The organism is Nonomuraea sp. GTA35 (genome assembly GCF_041950525.1).
Classification (GTDB): Bacteria; Actinomycetota; Actinomycetes; order Streptosporangiales; family Streptosporangiaceae; genus Nonomuraea.
This window is the reverse complement of sequence record NZ_JBGNUV010000010.1, coordinates 237,772-253,430: the sequence shown is the minus strand read 5'-3', so window position 1 is coordinate 253,430 and position 15,659 is coordinate 237,772. Positions and strand designations below refer to the sequence as shown.

At 69.6% G+C, this 15,659-nt stretch carries 15 protein-coding genes and 1 tRNA gene; 10 read left to right on the top strand and 6 right to left on the bottom strand.

Annotated features, from left to right (window positions below; all coding sequences use genetic code 11):
• Positions 1–7: 7 nt before the first annotated feature.
• The 6 genes from recF to ACBJ32_RS37905 all read left to right on the top strand — a co-directional run bounded on the left by recF (position 8) and on the right by ACBJ32_RS37905 (position 7,803).
• Positions 8–1,252: a DNA replication/repair protein RecF gene (gene recF, locus ACBJ32_RS37930; protein ID WP_375130847.1), complete on the top strand. Its 1,245-nt coding sequence runs from the start codon at positions 8–10 to the stop codon at positions 1,250–1,252.
• A gap of 235 nt (positions 1,253–1,487) precedes the next feature.
• Positions 1,488–2,054 (top strand): DUF721 domain-containing protein, encoded by a 567-nt coding sequence (locus tag ACBJ32_RS37925; RefSeq protein ID WP_375130846.1) that lies wholly within the window; start codon positions 1,488–1,490, stop codon positions 2,052–2,054.
• Between the two features lie 342 nt (positions 2,055–2,396).
• On the top strand, positions 2,397–4,340 hold the full coding sequence (gene gyrB, locus ACBJ32_RS37920; protein ID WP_375130845.1) for a DNA topoisomerase (ATP-hydrolyzing) subunit B: 1,944 nt from the start codon (positions 2,397–2,399) through the stop codon (positions 4,338–4,340).
• Between the two features lie 15 nt (positions 4,341–4,355).
• A complete protein-coding gene (gene gyrA / locus ACBJ32_RS37915; RefSeq protein ID WP_375130844.1) occupies positions 4,356–6,854 on the top strand; it encodes a DNA gyrase subunit A in 2,499 nt (832 codons plus the stop codon).
• A 3-nt stretch (positions 6,855–6,857) separates the two neighbouring features.
• Entirely contained in the window at positions 6,858–7,601 is a 744-nt protein-coding gene (locus ACBJ32_RS37910) for a DUF3566 domain-containing protein (RefSeq protein WP_375130843.1), read from the top strand.
• Positions 7,602–7,729: 128 nt separating this feature from the next.
• Positions 7,730–7,803 (top strand) — tRNA-Ile (locus ACBJ32_RS37905).
• Between the two features lie 716 nt (positions 7,804–8,519).
• Here the strand turns inward: ACBJ32_RS37905 and ACBJ32_RS37900 are convergent.
• Complete coding sequence (locus ACBJ32_RS37900) at positions 8,520–9,569, bottom strand: aldo/keto reductase (RefSeq protein WP_357880529.1); 1,050 nt, start codon at positions 9,567–9,569, stop codon at positions 8,520–8,522.
• 47 nt (positions 9,570–9,616) lie between these two features.
• Here ACBJ32_RS37900 and ACBJ32_RS37895 point away from each other — a divergent pair, with 47 nt between their 5' ends.
• The gene (locus tag ACBJ32_RS37895) at positions 9,617–10,084 is read left to right on the top strand and encodes a MerR family transcriptional regulator (RefSeq protein WP_375130842.1); all 468 of its coding nucleotides are present in this window, start codon (positions 9,617–9,619) and stop codon (positions 10,082–10,084) included.
• Positions 10,081–10,827 carry an alpha/beta fold hydrolase gene (locus ACBJ32_RS37890; protein WP_375130841.1) on the top strand — a complete coding sequence of 249 codons (747 nt, stop codon included), beginning with the start codon at positions 10,081–10,083 and terminating at the stop codon, positions 10,825–10,827. Before ACBJ32_RS37895 ends, ACBJ32_RS37890 begins: the two co-directional genes overlap by 4 nt.
• A gap of 215 nt (positions 10,828–11,042) precedes the next feature.
• On the opposite strand, the gene ACBJ32_RS37885 is transcribed toward ACBJ32_RS37890, so the two are convergent.
• Complete coding sequence (locus ACBJ32_RS37885; protein WP_375130840.1) at positions 11,043–11,807, bottom strand: SDR family NAD(P)-dependent oxidoreductase; 765 nt, start codon at positions 11,805–11,807, stop codon at positions 11,043–11,045.
• 63 nt (positions 11,808–11,870) lie between these two features.
• On the opposite strand from ACBJ32_RS37885, the gene ACBJ32_RS37880 reads away from it, so the two are divergent.
• Positions 11,871–12,224, top strand: a complete 354-nt coding sequence (locus tag ACBJ32_RS37880; RefSeq protein ID WP_375130839.1) for an ArsR/SmtB family transcription factor — start codon at positions 11,871–11,873, stop codon at positions 12,222–12,224.
• Positions 12,225–12,237: 13 nt separating this feature from the next.
• Here ACBJ32_RS37880 and ACBJ32_RS37875 read toward each other — a convergent pair whose 3' ends face one another.
• The gene (locus ACBJ32_RS37875; RefSeq protein ID WP_375130838.1) at positions 12,238–12,801 is read right to left on the bottom strand and encodes a carboxymuconolactone decarboxylase family protein; all 564 of its coding nucleotides are present in this window, start codon (positions 12,799–12,801) and stop codon (positions 12,238–12,240) included.
• Complete coding sequence (locus tag ACBJ32_RS37870; RefSeq protein ID WP_375130837.1) at positions 12,798–13,397, bottom strand: TetR/AcrR family transcriptional regulator; 600 nt, start codon at positions 13,395–13,397, stop codon at positions 12,798–12,800. The genes ACBJ32_RS37875 and ACBJ32_RS37870 overlap by 4 nt, the downstream gene beginning before the upstream one ends.
• Before the next feature lie 286 nt (positions 13,398–13,683).
• Between ACBJ32_RS37870 and ACBJ32_RS37865 the strand changes: the two genes are divergently transcribed.
• Positions 13,684–14,070, top strand: coding sequence for a peptidase inhibitor family I36 protein (locus ACBJ32_RS37865; protein WP_375130836.1), 387 nt, complete (start codon positions 13,684–13,686; stop codon positions 14,068–14,070).
• Positions 14,071–14,183: 113 nt separating this feature from the next.
• Here ACBJ32_RS37865 and ACBJ32_RS37860 read toward each other — a convergent pair whose 3' ends face one another.
• Positions 14,184–14,942 carry a class I SAM-dependent methyltransferase gene (locus tag ACBJ32_RS37860; protein ID WP_375130835.1) on the bottom strand — a complete coding sequence of 253 codons (759 nt, stop codon included), beginning with the start codon at positions 14,940–14,942 and terminating at the stop codon, positions 14,184–14,186.
• Positions 14,943–14,950: 8 nt separating this feature from the next.
• Positions 14,951–15,577, bottom strand: a complete 627-nt coding sequence (locus ACBJ32_RS37855) for a TetR/AcrR family transcriptional regulator (RefSeq protein ID WP_375130834.1) — start codon at positions 15,575–15,577, stop codon at positions 14,951–14,953.
• Positions 15,578–15,659: the final 82 nt, after the last annotated feature.

Genomic DNA, 15,659 nt, shown 5'->3' with positions numbered 1-15,659 from the left:
TCGTGGGGTGCATGTCGCCCACCTCTCGCTGACCGACTTCCGGTCCTACGCGTCCGTGGAGCTCGGCCTGGAGCCGGGCGTCACGGCGTTCGTGGGGCCCAACGGCCAGGGCAAGACCAACCTGGTCGAGGCCCTCGGCTACGTCGCGACGCACTCCAGCCACCGGGTGGCCAGCGACGCGCCGCTGGTGCGGCAGGGAGCCACCCGGGCGATCGTGCGCTGCGCCATCCACAGGGAGGATCGGCGGGCGCTGATCGAGCTGGAGATCAACCCGGGGCGGGCCAACCGCGCCCGGCTCAACCGCTCGCCCGTCTCCAGGGCCCGCGACGTCGTCGGCCTGCTGCGCACGGTGCTGTTCGCCCCCGAGGACCTCGCGCTGTCCAAGGGCGATCCGTCCGAGCGCCGCCGCTTCCTCGACGACCTGCTGGTGGCCAGGGCCCCCAGGTTCGCCGGGGTGCGCGCCGACTACGACCGGGTGCTGAAGCAGCGGGGCGCCCTGCTGCGCACGGCCGCGCAGGCCCGTAGAGGCAGCAGGAGCCCCCGCCGGCAGGAGAAGGACAGCGGGTTCGCCGCGGCCGGCGCGGGCGACGTGCTGAGCACGCTGGAGGTGTGGGACGCCCATCTCGCCCGGCACGGCGCGGAGCTGTTGCGGGGGCGGCTGGAGCTCATCGAGGCGCTGCGCCCGCTGGTGGCCGGATCGTACGCCGCGCTCGCCCCGTCGAGCGCTCCGGCGACGCTGGCCTACCGCAGCACGTTGTCCACAGGTGGGGACCCCGGTGAGGGGGGTCCGGAGGGCGAAGTCCCCGGTGAGCGGGGATCTTTCGATACACAGACGTTATCCACAGACTTGGGGAAAACCCTTGAAGAGCGTCTGCGGGAGCGGCTATTGGAGGTCCGTCCGTCGGAGCTCGAACGGGGGGTCACGCTCGTCGGTCCGCACCGCGACGACCTGGTTCTCGGGCTGGGCGATCTGCCTGCCCGGGGTTACGCCAGCCACGGCGAGTCCTGGTCGTTCGCGCTGGCGCTGCGGCTGGCGGCCTACGACCTGCTGCGGGCCGACGGGGGCGATCCCGTGCTGATCCTCGACGACGTGTTCGCCGAGCTCGACAGCCAGCGCCGGCGGCGGCTCGCGGAGATGGTGGCCCCGGCCGAGCAGGTGCTGATCACGGCCGCCGTTCCGGATGACGTGCCGCAGGAGCTGGCGGGAGGCAGGTTCGACGTCGCCGAGGGGAGTGTGACCCGTGTCCGCTGATGACGCGCGCGGTTTCCCGCCGCGGGGCGCCGGTTATCCACAGGGTGGAGCTTCCGGTGGACGACCGCAGGCCGGTGGCCGCCCGCCGACCGGAGCGGCGGCCGACGGTCGTCCACAGGCGGGGACGACCGGTGCACAAGCGCGGGCGGCCGGGCAAGGCGGGCCCGGGCCCTCGGGCGGCGGCAGGCCGGAAGCAGTCGGTGGCAGGCCGGAAGCAGTCGGTGGCAGGCCGGAAGTGGTCGGCGGCAGGCCAGGGCCGGTCGGTGGCAGGCCGGGGGCGGTCGCCAAGGGGCCGTCGGCGGCCGGGGGCGAGAACGCGACGGCCAGGGGCGTGGCCATGGCGCGGGAGAAGCTCGCCCAGGCCAAGGCCGACGCCGCCAAGCGCGGCCAGCTCCCCCGCCGCGAGCCCAGGCGGAAGGGCGGTGGCGGGGCGCGCAGGGACAGCGGCGATCCCCAGCTTTTCGGACGCGCGATCGCCGATCTGCTGGCCGATCGCGGCTGGGAACGCCCGGCGAAGGTGGGCGCGGTGTTCGGCCGCTGGGTCGAGATCGTGGGCCCTGATCTGGCCGCCCACACCAAGCCCGAGTCGTTCGACGACGGCGAGGTGCTGATCGCGGCCGATTCGACGGCGTGGGCGACGCAGGTCCGGCTGCTCGCCCGCACCCTCGTACGCAGGCTCAACGAGGAGCTCGGCGACGGCACCGTGACAAAGGTCAAGGTCAGAGGCCCGCAGAACGCTCCGCGTCCATCAGGAGGATTGCGGGTGACCGGAAGGCGAGGCCCCCGTGACACCTACGGGTAGGGGCTCTCTGCGGCGGGCGTTCACCGCGGCTCCGGAAAGGCGCTCGGGGCGATCAGACAGCCGCAGACGCGATAAGCCCCCTTTCCGGAGGGGGGATGCTTGCCCGGGGGCCAAACGAGCTAGAGGGCATCACAGGCGCGTTCATTGCCACCTTGGCCCTCCGGAAGCGGTAGAATGAAAAAGGATTCCGGACACGTCCGCTTGCGTGTCACCCCGGCAGCAAGCCGACTCCCCTGGGTGACCGCGCATCGGGGCACTCACGACGGTGACGGGCACGGCAGGGGCAGCTTCGCTAGTTGATCGCCTCCCCCGCCGCGTGTCCGCGGCAGGAGGATTTCGCAGTTGTCCTACGACGCTAGCTCAATCACCGTACTCGAAGGGCTTGAGGCGGTTCGCAAGCGCCCGGGTATGTATATCGGTTCCACCGGTGAGCGTGGCCTGCACCATCTCGTCCAGGAGATCGTCGACAACGCGGTGGACGAGGCGCTGGCCGGTTACGCCGACAGGATCGACATCACGCTGCTCGCCGACAACGGCGTACGCGTGGTCGACAACGGCCGTGGCATCCCCACAGGCATCCACCCCGTGGAGAAGATCTCCGCGGTCGAGCTGGTCCTGACCACGCTGCACGCGGGCGGCAAGTTCGACAGCCAGTCCTACGCGGTCTCGGGCGGTCTGCACGGCGTCGGCTCGGCCGTCGTCAACGCGCTGTCCACCGCCATGGAGGTGGAGGTCAAGCAGAACGGTCACTACTGGCGCCAGCGCTACGAGATGTCCAAGCCCACGGCCCCGCTGGCCAAGGGCGAGGAGACCGACGAGACGGGCACCACGGTCACGTTCTGGCCCGACCCCGACATCTTCGAGACCACGACGTGGAACTACGAGACGCTCTCGCGGCGCTTCCAGGAGATGGCCTTCCTCAACAAGGGCCTGACGATCACGCTGACCGACGAGCGTCCCGACCACATCAACGGTGAGGTGCACCACGTCACCTACCACTACGAGGGCGGCCTGTCCGACTTCGTGCAGCACCTCAACGCCAAGAAGGAACCGGCGCACGCGTCGATCATCGCCTTCGAGGAGGAGAGCGACGGGCTGGCGGTCGAGATCGCCATGCAGTGGAACAACTCCTACTCGGAGTCCGTCTACAGCTTCGCCAACGTCATCAACACCGCGGAGGGCGGCACCCACGAGGAGGGCTTCCGCGCGGCGCTGACGTCGATCGTCAACCGTTACGCGCGCGAGCAGAAGTTCCTCAAGGAGGGCAAGGACGACAACCTCAGCGGTGAGGACGTCCGCGAGGGGCTGACCGCGATCATCTCGGTCAAGCTGTCCGACCCGCAGTTCGAGGGGCAGACGAAGACCAAGCTCGGCAACACCGAGGCGAAGTCGTTCGTGCAGAAGGCCTGCAACGACCACCTGCGCGACTGGTTCGAGCGCAACCCCGGCGAGGCCAAGGACATCATCAACAAGTCCCTGCAGGCCTCCCGCGCCCGCATCGCCGCTCGCCAGGCGCGCGACCTCACCAGGCGCAAGTCGCTGCTGGAGGCGGGCAGCGGGCTGCCGGGCAAGCTGGCCGACTGCCAGTGGAACGACCCGGAGAAGTGCGAGCTGTTCATCGTCGAGGGCGACTCGGCCGGCGGCTCGGCCAAGGGCGGCCGCGACTCGCGCTTCCAGGCGATCCTGCCCATCCGCGGCAAGATCCTCAACGTCGAGAAGGCGCGGATCGACAAGGTCCTGAAGAACAACGAGGTCCAGGCGCTGATCACGGCTCTGGGCACCGGCGTGCACGACGAGTTCGACATCGCCAAGCTGCGCTACCACAAGGTCATCCTCATGGCCGACGCCGACGTCGACGGCCAGCACATCAACACGCTGCTGCTGACGCTGCTGTTCAGGTTCATGCGGCCGCTGATCGAGGCCGGTCACGTCTACCTGTCGTGCCCGCCGCTGTACAAGATCAAGTGGGACCGCAAGGGCGAGGACGCCTCCTACGCCTACTCCGACAGCGAGCGCGACGCGGTGATCTCCGCGGGCATCGCCAGCGGCAAGCCCGACCCGCGGCCGCGCGACAACGTACAACGCTTCAAGGGGCTGGGCGAGATGAACGCCGGCCAGCTCTGGGAGACCACGATGAACCCGGCGACCCGGCTGCTGCGCCTGGTCACGCTCGACGACGCCGCGCAGGCCGACGACCTGTTCAGCGTGCTGATGGGGGAAGACGTGGAGGCGCGGCGCGACTTCATCATCCGTAACGCGCGCGACGTTCGCTTCCTCGACGTTTAAGAAGGACCAACACCTGTGACGGACGTGAACACCACTCCCCCGGCTGACCGCATCGAGCCTGTGGACATCCAGTCCGAGATGCAGCGCAGCTACATGGACTACGCGATGTCGGTCATCGTGTCCAGAGCGCTGCCGGACGTGCGCGACGGCCTCAAGCCGGTGCACCGGCGCGTGCTCTACGCGATGTACGACGGTGGCTACCGTCCCGACCGCGGCTACTTCAAGTGCGCCCGCGTCGTCGGCGACGTGATGGGCACCTACCACCCGCACGGTGACACCTCGATCTACGACGCGCTGGTCCGGCTGGCGCAGCACTGGTCGCTGCGGTACCCGCTGGTCGACGGGCAGGGCAACTTCGGCTCGCCCGGCAACGACCCGGCGGCGGCGATGCGTTACACCGAGTGCAAGCTCGCGCCCATCGCCATGGAGATGCTGCGGGACATCGACAAGGAGACCGTCGACTTCCGCCCCAACTACGACGGCAAGTCGCAGGAGCCCGACGTCCTGCCGTCGCGATTCCCGCAACTGCTGGTCAACGGCTCGGGCGGCATCGCCGTCGGCATGGCCACCAACATCCCTCCGCACAACCTTCGCGAGGTCGCGGCGGCGGTCAAGTGGGCGCTGGAGAACCCCGAGGCCGGCGACGAGGAGCTGCTCGAAGCGGCCATCAAGCTGGTCAAGGGCCCCGACTTCCCGACCAAGGCGCTCATCGTGGGCCGCCGGGGCATCGAGGACGCGTACCGCACCGGGCGCGGCTCGATCACCATGCGGGCCGTGGTCGAGGTCGAGGAGGACAAGGGGCGGCAGGCCCTGGTCGTCACCGAGCTGCCGTACCAGGTCAACCCCGACAACCTGGCGCTGAAGATCGCCGAGCTGGTGCGCGAGGGCAAGCTCACCGGCATCGCCGACGTACGTGACGAGAGCTCCTCGCGAGTAGGGCAGCGCCTGGTCATCGTGCTCAAGCGCGACGCGGTCGCCAAGGTCGTGCTCAACAACCTCTACAAGCACACCCAGCTCCAGGACACCTTCGGCGCCAACATGCTGGCGCTGGTGGACGGCGTGCCGCGCACGTTGCGGCTCGACCAGTTCATCCGGCACTACGTGGCCCACCAGATCGAGGTCATCGTCCGCCGGACGCGGTACCTGCTGCGCAAGGCCGAGGAGCGCGCTCACATCCTGCGCGCGCTGCTGAAGGCCCTGGAGCGGCTCGACGAGGTCATCGCCCTCATCCGGGCCTCGGAGTCCGCCTCCGCCGCCCAGCAGGGCCTCATGGCGCTGCTGGAGATCGACGAGGTGCAGGCGCAGGCCATCCTCGACATGCAGCTGCGCAAGCTGGCCGCCCTGGAGCGCCAGGCCATCCAGGACGAGTTCGACTCCCTGATGACGCAGATCGCCGAGTACAACTCGATCCTGGCCAGCGAGAGCCGGCAGCGCGAGATCATCAACGAGGAGCTGGCCGAGATCGTCCACCGCTACGGTGACGAGCGGCAGACCGAGATCATCGCCTACGACGGCGACATGTCGATCGAGGACCTCATCGCCGAGGACGAGATCGTCGTCACGATCACCCGGGGCGGCTACGCCAAGCGCACCCGTACCGACCTGTACCGGGCCCAGAAGCGCGGTGGCAAGGGCGTACGCGGTGCTCAGCTGCGCCAGGACGACATCGTCGACCACTTCTTCGTCACCACGACGCACCACTGGCTGCTGTTCTTCACGAACAAGGGCCGTGTGTACCGCGTCAAGGCGTACGAGCTGCCCGACGCCGGTCGCGACGCCCGGGGCATGCATCTCGCGAACCTTCTTGCCATGCAGCCCGACGAAACAGTCATGGAGGTTCTCGACCTACGCGACTACAACGTCGCCCCCTACCTCGTTCTCGCCACGCGCAGCGGCCTGGTCAAGAAGACGCGCCTGTCCGAGTACGACTCCCCTCGGTCCGGCGGTCTGATCGCGATCAACCTGCGGGAGGACGACGAGGTCATCGGAGCCCGGCTGGTCTCCGAGTCCGACGACCTGCTGCTCGTCTCGAAGGGCGCGCAGTCGATCCGCTTCACCGCCTCTGACGAGGCGCTCCGTCCCATGGGACGGGCGACCAGCGGTGTCATCGGCATGAGGTTCCTCGAAGGTGACGAACTTCTCGCCATGAATCGGATCGCAGACGGTCAAGATGTGCTTATCGCCACGAAGGCTGGGTACGCAAAACGGACGCCAGTGGAGCAGTATCCAGTTCAAGGACGTGGCGGTAGAGGCGTGCTGACTGCGAAGATCGTATCTTCCCGTGGCAAGCTGGTCGGAGCCGTCATGGTCAACCCAGAGGACGAGGTTTTCGCGATCACGTCCGCCGGCGGGGTGATCCGGACGAGTGCCGGCGAGATCAAGCAGTCCGGCCGCCAGACCATGGGAGTGCGATTGATGAATCTCGCTGAAGGCGACAGCGTGGTGGCCCTCGCCCGCAACGCCGAGTCCATGGAGACTTCGGTGGACAATGAGGAAGACGGGGGAGGAGAGTAACTCATGAGCGCCCAGGGTGGTCCCGCCAGGACCAAGGCGGCTTCGGGTAACGGACAGCAGCCGAAGAAGCCCGCAGAGACCGAGATGTTCGACGCGGTCGAAGAAGGCCAGGACACCTCGCCCGCGCAGGGCAGGTCCATGCCGGCCAAGGAGGACAACAAGCCTTCGCCGCAGCCGGGTCCGCCCGGCCCGCCGGGCCCTCATGGCCCGTCCGGGCCCCAGGGCCCGCCCGTTCCGCCTCAGGGGGGACAGCAGCAGTCGGAGGGCAACGAGACGGTTCGCCTGCGCCCGTCGCTGGCCACCGAGGCCCCGCCGGCCATCGAGCTGTCCAACAAGAAGAAGGGCTCCGGCTCGGGCGGGGGCAGGCTGCCCCGCAAGGCCCACCTGGTCCTGCGCCGCGTCGAGCCGTGGTCGGCCATGAAGTTCAGCTTCGTGGTCTCCCTGGTCTGCTTCGTGGTGCTGTTCGTGGCCGTGGCCGTCCTGTACGGCGTGCTGTCGGCCCTGGGCGTCTTCGACTCGATCGTGGACCTGGTCAACCAGCTCGGCCAGGGCGAGCAGGGCCAGAGCTCGATCCCGATCGACATCGCCTCCTGGTTCGAGCCCGTGCGGATCCTCGGCTACACGGCCCTGATCGGGGCGGTGAACGTCGTACTGATCACGGCTCTTTCCACGTTGGGGGCGGTCATCTACAACATCGCCTCCGACCTGGTGGGAGGCGTCGAGGTGACCTTCAGCGAAGCCGAGTAAGGGCGGAGCTCGCGCCGTACGGGGCATGCGGACGGCGCGAGCAGCCTGCCGGAGGTTGTAAGCTTTTCTCGTTCCGAACAACCGGTTCGCCTCCACGAGGCGGATGCGATAGCGTTCGGGGTGCGAGCGGGGCTATAGCTCAGTCGGTTAGAGCGCTTCCCTGATAAGGAAGAGGTCCCAGGTTCAAGTCCTGGTAGCCCCACCCAGCTCAGAGGCCATTTCCGAAGATCGGAAGTGGCCTTTTTGATGTGGTGAGTGACCGAAGCCGTCCTCGTCATCCGCCGCACCAGTGCGGCCGGCATGTCACTTCGGCCTCGGCTGATGCCTGGAACCGAGGACCGCCCTGCGGTTGGAGATGATGCGCGGGTGTTCTACGAAGATCTCAGCGTGTACGACTATCTGGATGATGACTCGTTCATGGACAGAGAGTCGGGCTTCTACGGTCTCAGCTTCCGCCCCACCTATACGCGGTTGAACGTTGGGGTGGCTGGAGGCCGGCAGGCCGTATCCGACCGGTCCCGTCCCTGCGGCCTTCACCGAGAGGCTGAAGGCCGTACAAGCCGTTCACCGTATGAACGTCTGTCGTGGAGTGCACAAGTGCGATCTGTGCCCGCCTGAGGACGCCCCGGAGGGCAATGGAGAGGTCCGGATCCCAGGCCCGCCCGGGGTCGCTTACGCCGCCCCCTTCCTGATAGGCCACTACATCAACGCGCACGGCTATCGGCCGCCGCAGGTCTTCGTCGACGCTGTTCTAGCCGTGGATCTCGATGAGTGGGCTGCCGCCCGCTGGCCCGAGGTGCCCTTCCCCTGGGTTCCGGAACACGCCGAGCGCTTGGGAGAGTAGAGCAGGCCGGCCCGCCCATGGCGGGCACTTCGATGGGCGGCGCCTGCAAGGTTCCGGGGGGAAGCGATCCCCGGTCAGCTCGCGGCGCGGTCGCCGAGCGGGCGGCGGCGCAAGGCGGGGTCGGTCAGGGGTGCGGGGCTCCAGAGACCGACAGGGTGGTAGACGTTGGTGCCGGGCGGCACGAGCTCGTCGATCCGGTCGAGCACGGTGTCGTCGAGCACCAGCGAGGCGCCCTTCAGCAAGCCCTCCAGCTGCTCCATCGTGCGCGGGCCGAGGATGACCGAGGTGACCGCCGGGTGTGCCGCGGCGAAGGCGACGGCCAGCGCCGGCAGGGTGCAGCCGAGCTCGTCCGCCAGTTTCACCAGCTCCTCGACGATCTCCAGCTTGGCCGCGTTGACCGGGATGGCCGGGTCGAACCGTTCCGGCGCCCGCGCGGCGCGGCCCTGCGACAGGTCGACCTGTTGCCCCTTGCGGTACCGGCCGGTCAGGAACCCCCAGCCCAGCGGGCTGTAGGTGAGCACGCCCATGCCGAGCCGCTGCGCGGTGGGAAGGACGTCGCCCTCGATGCCGCGGGCCAGGATGTTGTACGGGGGCTGCTCGGTGCGGAACCGGTACAGGCCGCGCTGCCTGGCCACGTGGTAGGCCTCGACCGTCTCGTGCGCGGGGAAGGCCGAGCTGCCGAAGGCCCGGATCTTGCCCTGCCGTACCAGGTCGGTCAGCGCGGAGAGGGTCTCCTCGATGTCGGTCCGGTGGTCGGGGCGGTGGATCTGGTAGAGGTCGATCCAGTCGGTGCGCAGCCGCTTGAGACTCGCCTCGACCTCGCGCATGATCCAGCGCCGCGAGTTGCCGCTCCGGTTGGGCCCCTCGCCCATCTGGAAGTGCACCTTGGTCGACAGCACCACCTCGTCCCGCCGGCCCTGCAGCGCCTTGCCCACGATCTCCTCGGACTCGCCCGCCGAGTACATGTCGGCGGTGTCGACGAAGTTGATCCCGTTGTCGAGGGCGGTGTGGATGACGCGGATGCTGTCATCGTGGTCGGGGTTGCCGGCCGAGCCGAACATCATGGTGCCGAGGCAGTGGGTGCTGACCTCGATACCGGTGCCGCCGAGGATGCGATATCTCATACCTCGGACCCTAGAAGCTAGAGTCGACTCTAAGTCAAACTGGCCACATGTCGGGTTTGAGCATCGGCCAGGTCGCCGAACGCACCGGGCTCAGCGCGCACACGCTCCGGTTCTACGAGCGGGAGGGGCTGCTGGCCCAGCCGGTACGGCGGGGAACCGCGGGGCGCCGCGTCTACAGCGAGGGTGACGTCGACTGGCTGGGCGTGTGCATCCGGCTGCGCGCCTCCGGCATGCCCCTGACCGACATCCGGCGCTACACCGAGCTCGTCAGGGCCGGCCAGGGCAACGAGACGGAACGGCTGGAGGTGTTGCGCGAACATCGGGAACGGGTGCTCGCCCAGATGCACGAACTCGACGAGTGCCTCAAGCTGATCACCCACAAGGTGGCCGTCTACGAAGGCCGTCTGGGTTTGCGGGACAACGTCACCGACTGCGTGCCGGGGGCAAGCCGGCCGCGTAGGCCCGACGGTGCTGCTCAAACCGGACGAGGATACCCAGTAGTGTCTGCCGAATGACAATTCCCTATGACGTCGGCGGCGATGGGCCGGCCCTGCTCCTCCTGCACGCCGGGGTGTGCGACAGGCGGATGTGGAACGACCAGTGGCAGCCCCTGATCGACGCCGGATTCCAGGTGATCCGCTGCGATTTGCGGGGCTTCGGGCAGAGCCCGCTTCCTACGGAGCCGTACAGCAACACCGGCGACGTGCTGGCGCTCCTCGACAGCCTGGGCATCGGCCAGGTCTCGCTGGTCGGCTCCTCCTACGGCGGGAAGGTCGCGTTGGAGGTCGCCGCGAGCCATCCTGAGCGGGTGGCGGCGCTGGTCCTGCTCTCCGCCGCCCTGCCCGGGCGCGAGCCGAGCGCCGAACTGCGTGCCATCGGGGCGCGTGAGGACGCGCTGGTCGAGGCGGGCGATCTGGCCGGAGGCGCCCGGCTGATGGCCGACAGGTGGCTCGGTCCCGATGCCGGCGAGGACGCCAAGCAGGCGGTGCACGAGATGCAGCTGCGGGCCTACGAGCTGCAACTGGCCGAAGGAGCCGTCGGGCCGGTCAAGCCCGAGGTCGATCTGGCGGCCGTCACGATGCCGTGCCTCACCGTGTCGGGCGCGCACGACGTGGCCGACTTCCGGCACACCGCCGACGTCCTGCCTGCCGCCCGCCACGTCGAGCTGCCCTGGGCGGGCCACCTGCCGAGCATGGAACGGCCGGCCGAGGTCACCGAGCTGATCGTCGCGTTCCTGCGCGAGACCGCGGGCGAGTAGTCGCGTTCCTGCGCGAGACCGCGGGCGAGAAGTCGCGTTCCTGCGCGAGACCGCGGGCGAGTAGCGGCCGCCGGAGTGGAGTTCGGGCGGCGGGAACCGAGCTGATCGTCGCGTTCCTGCGCCATACCCCGGGCGAGCAGCGGCCGCAGCGGTGGAGCCCGCGGGTGACGGGAGTGGGCGCGCCTGGTGCGGCGGCAGCGTGACGCCGACGGTCGTCAGGTGAGTTCCAGGCCGCCGTCGACGGTGAGGACCTGGCCGGTGATCCAGGTGGCGGCGGGGTCGGCGAGGTGGACGATCCAGGCGGCCACCTCCTCGGGGGTGCCGCGGCGGCCCATGGGGATGGTGGCGGTCTCGTCCCGTTTGATCTGCTGGACGACGGCGTCGGGCAGGCCGGCGGCGGCCAGGGCCTCGCTCTCGGTGGGGCCGGGGGCCAGGGCGTTGACGCGGATGCCGTCGGCGGCCAGCTCCAGGGCCCAGCTGCGGGTCAGCTGCTCGATGGCGGCCTTGGAGGCGGCGTAGTGGGCGGCGCCGGGCAGCGGGCGGTGGCCGTACGTGCTGGAGACGTTCACGATCGTGCCGCGGCCGGCGCGCAGGTGCGGCAGCGCGGCCCTGGCGAGCAGGCTGGGCGCGGTGACGTTCAGCGCCAGCAGGTCGGCCACGCGCTGGGCGTCGGTGTCGGCCAGCGGCATGACGGCGGTGGCGCCGGCGTTGTTGATCAGGACGTCGAGGCGGCCCCAGCGGTCGGTCGCCGCGTCGATCACCGCCTGTGGAGTGCCGTCACCGGTGATGTCGGCCGGGAGGACGGCGATGCCGGGGTGCTGGGCGGCGGTCTGCCGCAGGGCCTCGGCGCGGCGGCCCACGGCGAGCACGCGGGCTCCGGCACGGGCGAAGGCGAGTGCGGTGGCGCTGCCGATCCCGGATCCTGCGCCGGTCACGATCGCGACCTGGTCCTGTAGCCGGTTGGTGGGCGGGGCGGTCATGGCGGAACCCCTCTCGTCGGATGTTCGATGTTCGTGAAACATCGAACAAGCTACCATGGAGGGATGAGACCGGCGCATCACCCCGAAGTGGGCGAGTTCACGCTGACCGGGGTGATGGCCGCCCTCTCCGACCCGATCCGGGTCGGAGTGGTGCGGGTGCTGGCCGACGGCCGTGAGCGCGGCTGGGGCGACCTGCTGGCGCCGGTGGCCAAGTCCACGCTCAGCCATCATCTGCGGGTGCTGCGCGATGCCGGGCTGACCCGCACCCGGCAGGAGGGCACCCGCTGCTTCGTGACCCTGCGGCGGCAGGAGCTGCAGGTGCGCTTCCCCGGGCTGCTGGAGGCGGTGCTCGCCGCGGCCGAGGACGAGGACGTCGGCCATCAGGTGGGCGTGAAGGACGCCGTGCCGCCGGCCTGAACCGCCGGGGCGATCAGCCGGCCTGGTCGCGGGTCCATTCCTGGCCCTGCCAGGCCGGGTCCAGCGGGGTGTGGGCGAGGTGGTTGGTGTAGTTCGACAGGGTCTTCATCCCGACGCCGAGCACGATGTCCAGGACGTGGCGGCGCGTGTAGCCGGCCGCGAGGAACGCCTCCACCTCCGCGTCGTCCACCCAGCCGCGCCGGGCGACCATCACCTGCGTGAGCCGCCGGGCGGCCTCCAGCGCGGGGTCGGGGAGCGGCTTGCCCGTCCGCAGGGCCTCGACCACCTCGGCCGGCACGCGGGCGCGCAACGCCAGGGTGGAATGCGCGGCCACGCAGTACTCGCACCCGTTCTCCACGCTGGCGGTGATCCACACGACGTGCTTGGCCGGCCCCGGCAGGGAGGACCCGCCGAACTGCTCGGCCAGCGCGTTGTAGCCGGCCAGCAACTCGGGGGACTCGGCCATCACGCCGTTCAGGGTGGTCACGAATCCCATGCGCCGCTTGGCCGCCTCCAGCATCGGGCGGGCCGCCTCGGGGGCGTCGCTCTCGTCGTACACGCGGAAATCGATCATCATCTCTCCTCGATGCGGGTGAAGCCGTCCAGTACGGCGCGCACGCCCGCCAGCAGGTCGCCGGCCCCGGCGCCGGCCCGGGAGCGCAGGTTGACCCCGTAGGCCAGCAGCGCCAGCGTCTCGGCGGCGGCGTGCGGATCCAGTCCTGGCCGTACCTGGCCGCGATCCCGCGCCGTCTCCAGCGCGGCACGCATCGCCGCCCGCAGCTCGGTGTGGTGGGCGTCCAGGACCTGCTGGATCTCGGGGATCGCGCGGGCGGGGCCGGTTTGGGTGTTGGTGACCAGACAGCCCCAGCGGGCGTGCTCGCCGGTGCAGCGCGCCGCCACCAGCCGCTCGAAGAAGCCGGTGACGGCGGGCAGGCCGCGGCCGTCGGCGGCCAGCGCGGCGAACACCGGCCGCGACTGCCGCTCCAGGTAGCGGCGCAGCGCGGCGGCCTGCAGCCGCTCCTTGCCGCCGAAGGTCGCGTACAGGCTGGACCGGCTCAGCCCGGTGGCCTGCACGACGTCGGCGATGCCGGTGACATCGGCGCCGCGCTCCCAGAACAGGCGTACCACCTGGTCCAGCGCTGCGTCGGGGTCGAAGTGCTTGATGTCGGGCATCCGCCCTCCCCTAACTTGGAACGACCAGTCCAAGATAGGGCGAAGTGGCGCGGATGGGCAAGAGACGAACCCGGGTGGCTCCATGCGTAGTGACCGGAGCGTCGCCATCGGGCGCTTCTCGGGCGGAGGTCGCCTTGACGGTTGGTTCGCGATTCGTCAAGAGGAATGTGAATCTGGCGATTTCCCGAATTTCACTTCCGTGATTCTCGATGACATGTTTTCCTGCTATGGGGAAAATCCGTTCGCACGAGAAACGGGGAGAATTGTGCGCAAAATTTTAATGATCATGGCTGTGGCCGTGCTCGCGGTGACCGGCCTGTCCGGCCCGGCCGCCGCCAGGACCACCGCCGCGGCCTGGGAGTGCCCAGGCGGCTACGTCTGCTTCTACGGCAGCCAGGACGGCCTGAACAAGATCTGCCAGACCGCCGTCAGCGGGCCCTTCACCTGCAACGGCGTGCGTTCGCTGTTCAACAACGGCTTCGCGGCTCCCGGGCTGGACCACGTCGACCTCTACGGCCCCTCCGGCGGCTACTTCGGCTGCTTCCACTTCGGCTGGGCCGAGGGCCGGTACAACGTGGCGACCGGCTTCGCGATCAACATCGCCCGGGTCCAGTGGCGTGGTGAATGCCCCGCCGCCGCGACCGCCGATTCGAGGCTGACTCCTGTCTCCTGAGTGAGCTGTCATTTGGGCCCCGCTCCTTCGGGTGGGGCCCAAATGCGTGGTTCCGGGGTTCGCGGAATTCGTGTCCGGACGCTATTGCGGCGCCATTGTTCCGCCGTTCGATTTCACGGTCCTGACACTCGCCGGGCGAGGGTGAGGTCGGTGACGAAGGTCATCTCCACGCCGTCGCCCAGCACCGTGGCCAGCTCCCGCAGCACCGGCTCCTGGCGGTCGGGAGGAAGGATCCGGTAGGCGGAGATGGTGCGGACCAGGTCGAGGTAGCGGTCCGCGGCGTACCACTCCGTCCACGAGTAGAAGCGCTCGTCGAGGTCGGTGAAGCGCCGGTCGCCGGCCAGCAGGTGCTGGGCCTCCTCGTTCCTGACCGGCACCTCCTGGTGCAGGCTGGAGCTGGACACGCCGTGACGGTGGTCCACCTCGGCGAGGGTGGCGCGCAGGCCGGGGTCGGTGACGAGGTAGTGGTTCCAGAAGAGCGCGAGCGCACCCGACGGGGCCAGCGCCGCGTACGCGAGGTCCCAGCGGCGTTCAGGGTCGACCCAGTGCCAGGCCTGGGCCGAGTACAGCAGGGCGAAGCGCCGGTCAGGGACGTAGTCCTCGAAGATCCCGATCCGCAGCCGCACGCCGGAGCACTTCGCCGCCAGTGCCGCCGCCATTCTCGGGTCGGGCTCGACGCAGGTCAGGTCCACGCCGCGGGCGGCGAAGGCGGCCGTGGCCTTGCCCGTTCCGGCCCCTACCTCCAGCGCCGGGCCGGCCGGGGCATAGCCGAGGATGTCGGTGACGAGCTGGTCGGGGTAGCCGGGCCGGGCCGACTCGTACAGGCCGACTGCCTGGCCGAACACGACACTTCGCTCACGGTCCACCGCCATGGCGCGATTCAATCACGCCCGGGGATCACGTCAGGGTCGTGGCTCGGGCCGAGGCCGAGCGCGGGCAGGATCGCCTGGTCGACGATCGCCGCGAGGTACTCCTCGCCCGGCGGTGCACCGGCGTCGATCAGATGCTTGGTGACGAGGGCCTCGCCGATGTCGGCGACGACCGGGGTGAGCAGGGCGGCGGGGAAGTGGCCGCGGTCGGCGTAGTGCTGCAGCACGGTGCGGGTGAACGTGCCGCCGCGGCCGGCGAAGACCCGCTCGAACAGGGCCTCCGACATCAGCGCGGCGCTCTTCGGGTCGGTGAGGATGGCCGAGACGGCGCGGCCGGCCGGGCTGAAGGCCCACTCCACCATGAGCCGCAGCGAGCGGATGAGGTCGCCGCGCAGGTCGGTGGCCCCTGGCGTGGGCTCCTCGACCGGGTGCTGGTGGTAGAGCGCGTCGAGCAGCACCTCGATGGGGTCTGACCAGCGGCGGTACAGCGTGCTGCGGGGAGTGGCCGCGCGCCGGGCGATGCCGTCCATGGTCAGCCGTCCCGCGCCGACCTCCACCACCTCTTCGAGCACGGCGTCGTGGATGGCCTTGATCAGCTCTTCACCCCGCCGGCGTGTCCGGATGTTGCGGTTGTTCATGTCCGCCCCTTGTTTAGCTACGCGGGTGTATTTTACCGTGGAGATTAGCTACAGTCATGTATCTAGATTCGAGGGGACAGCC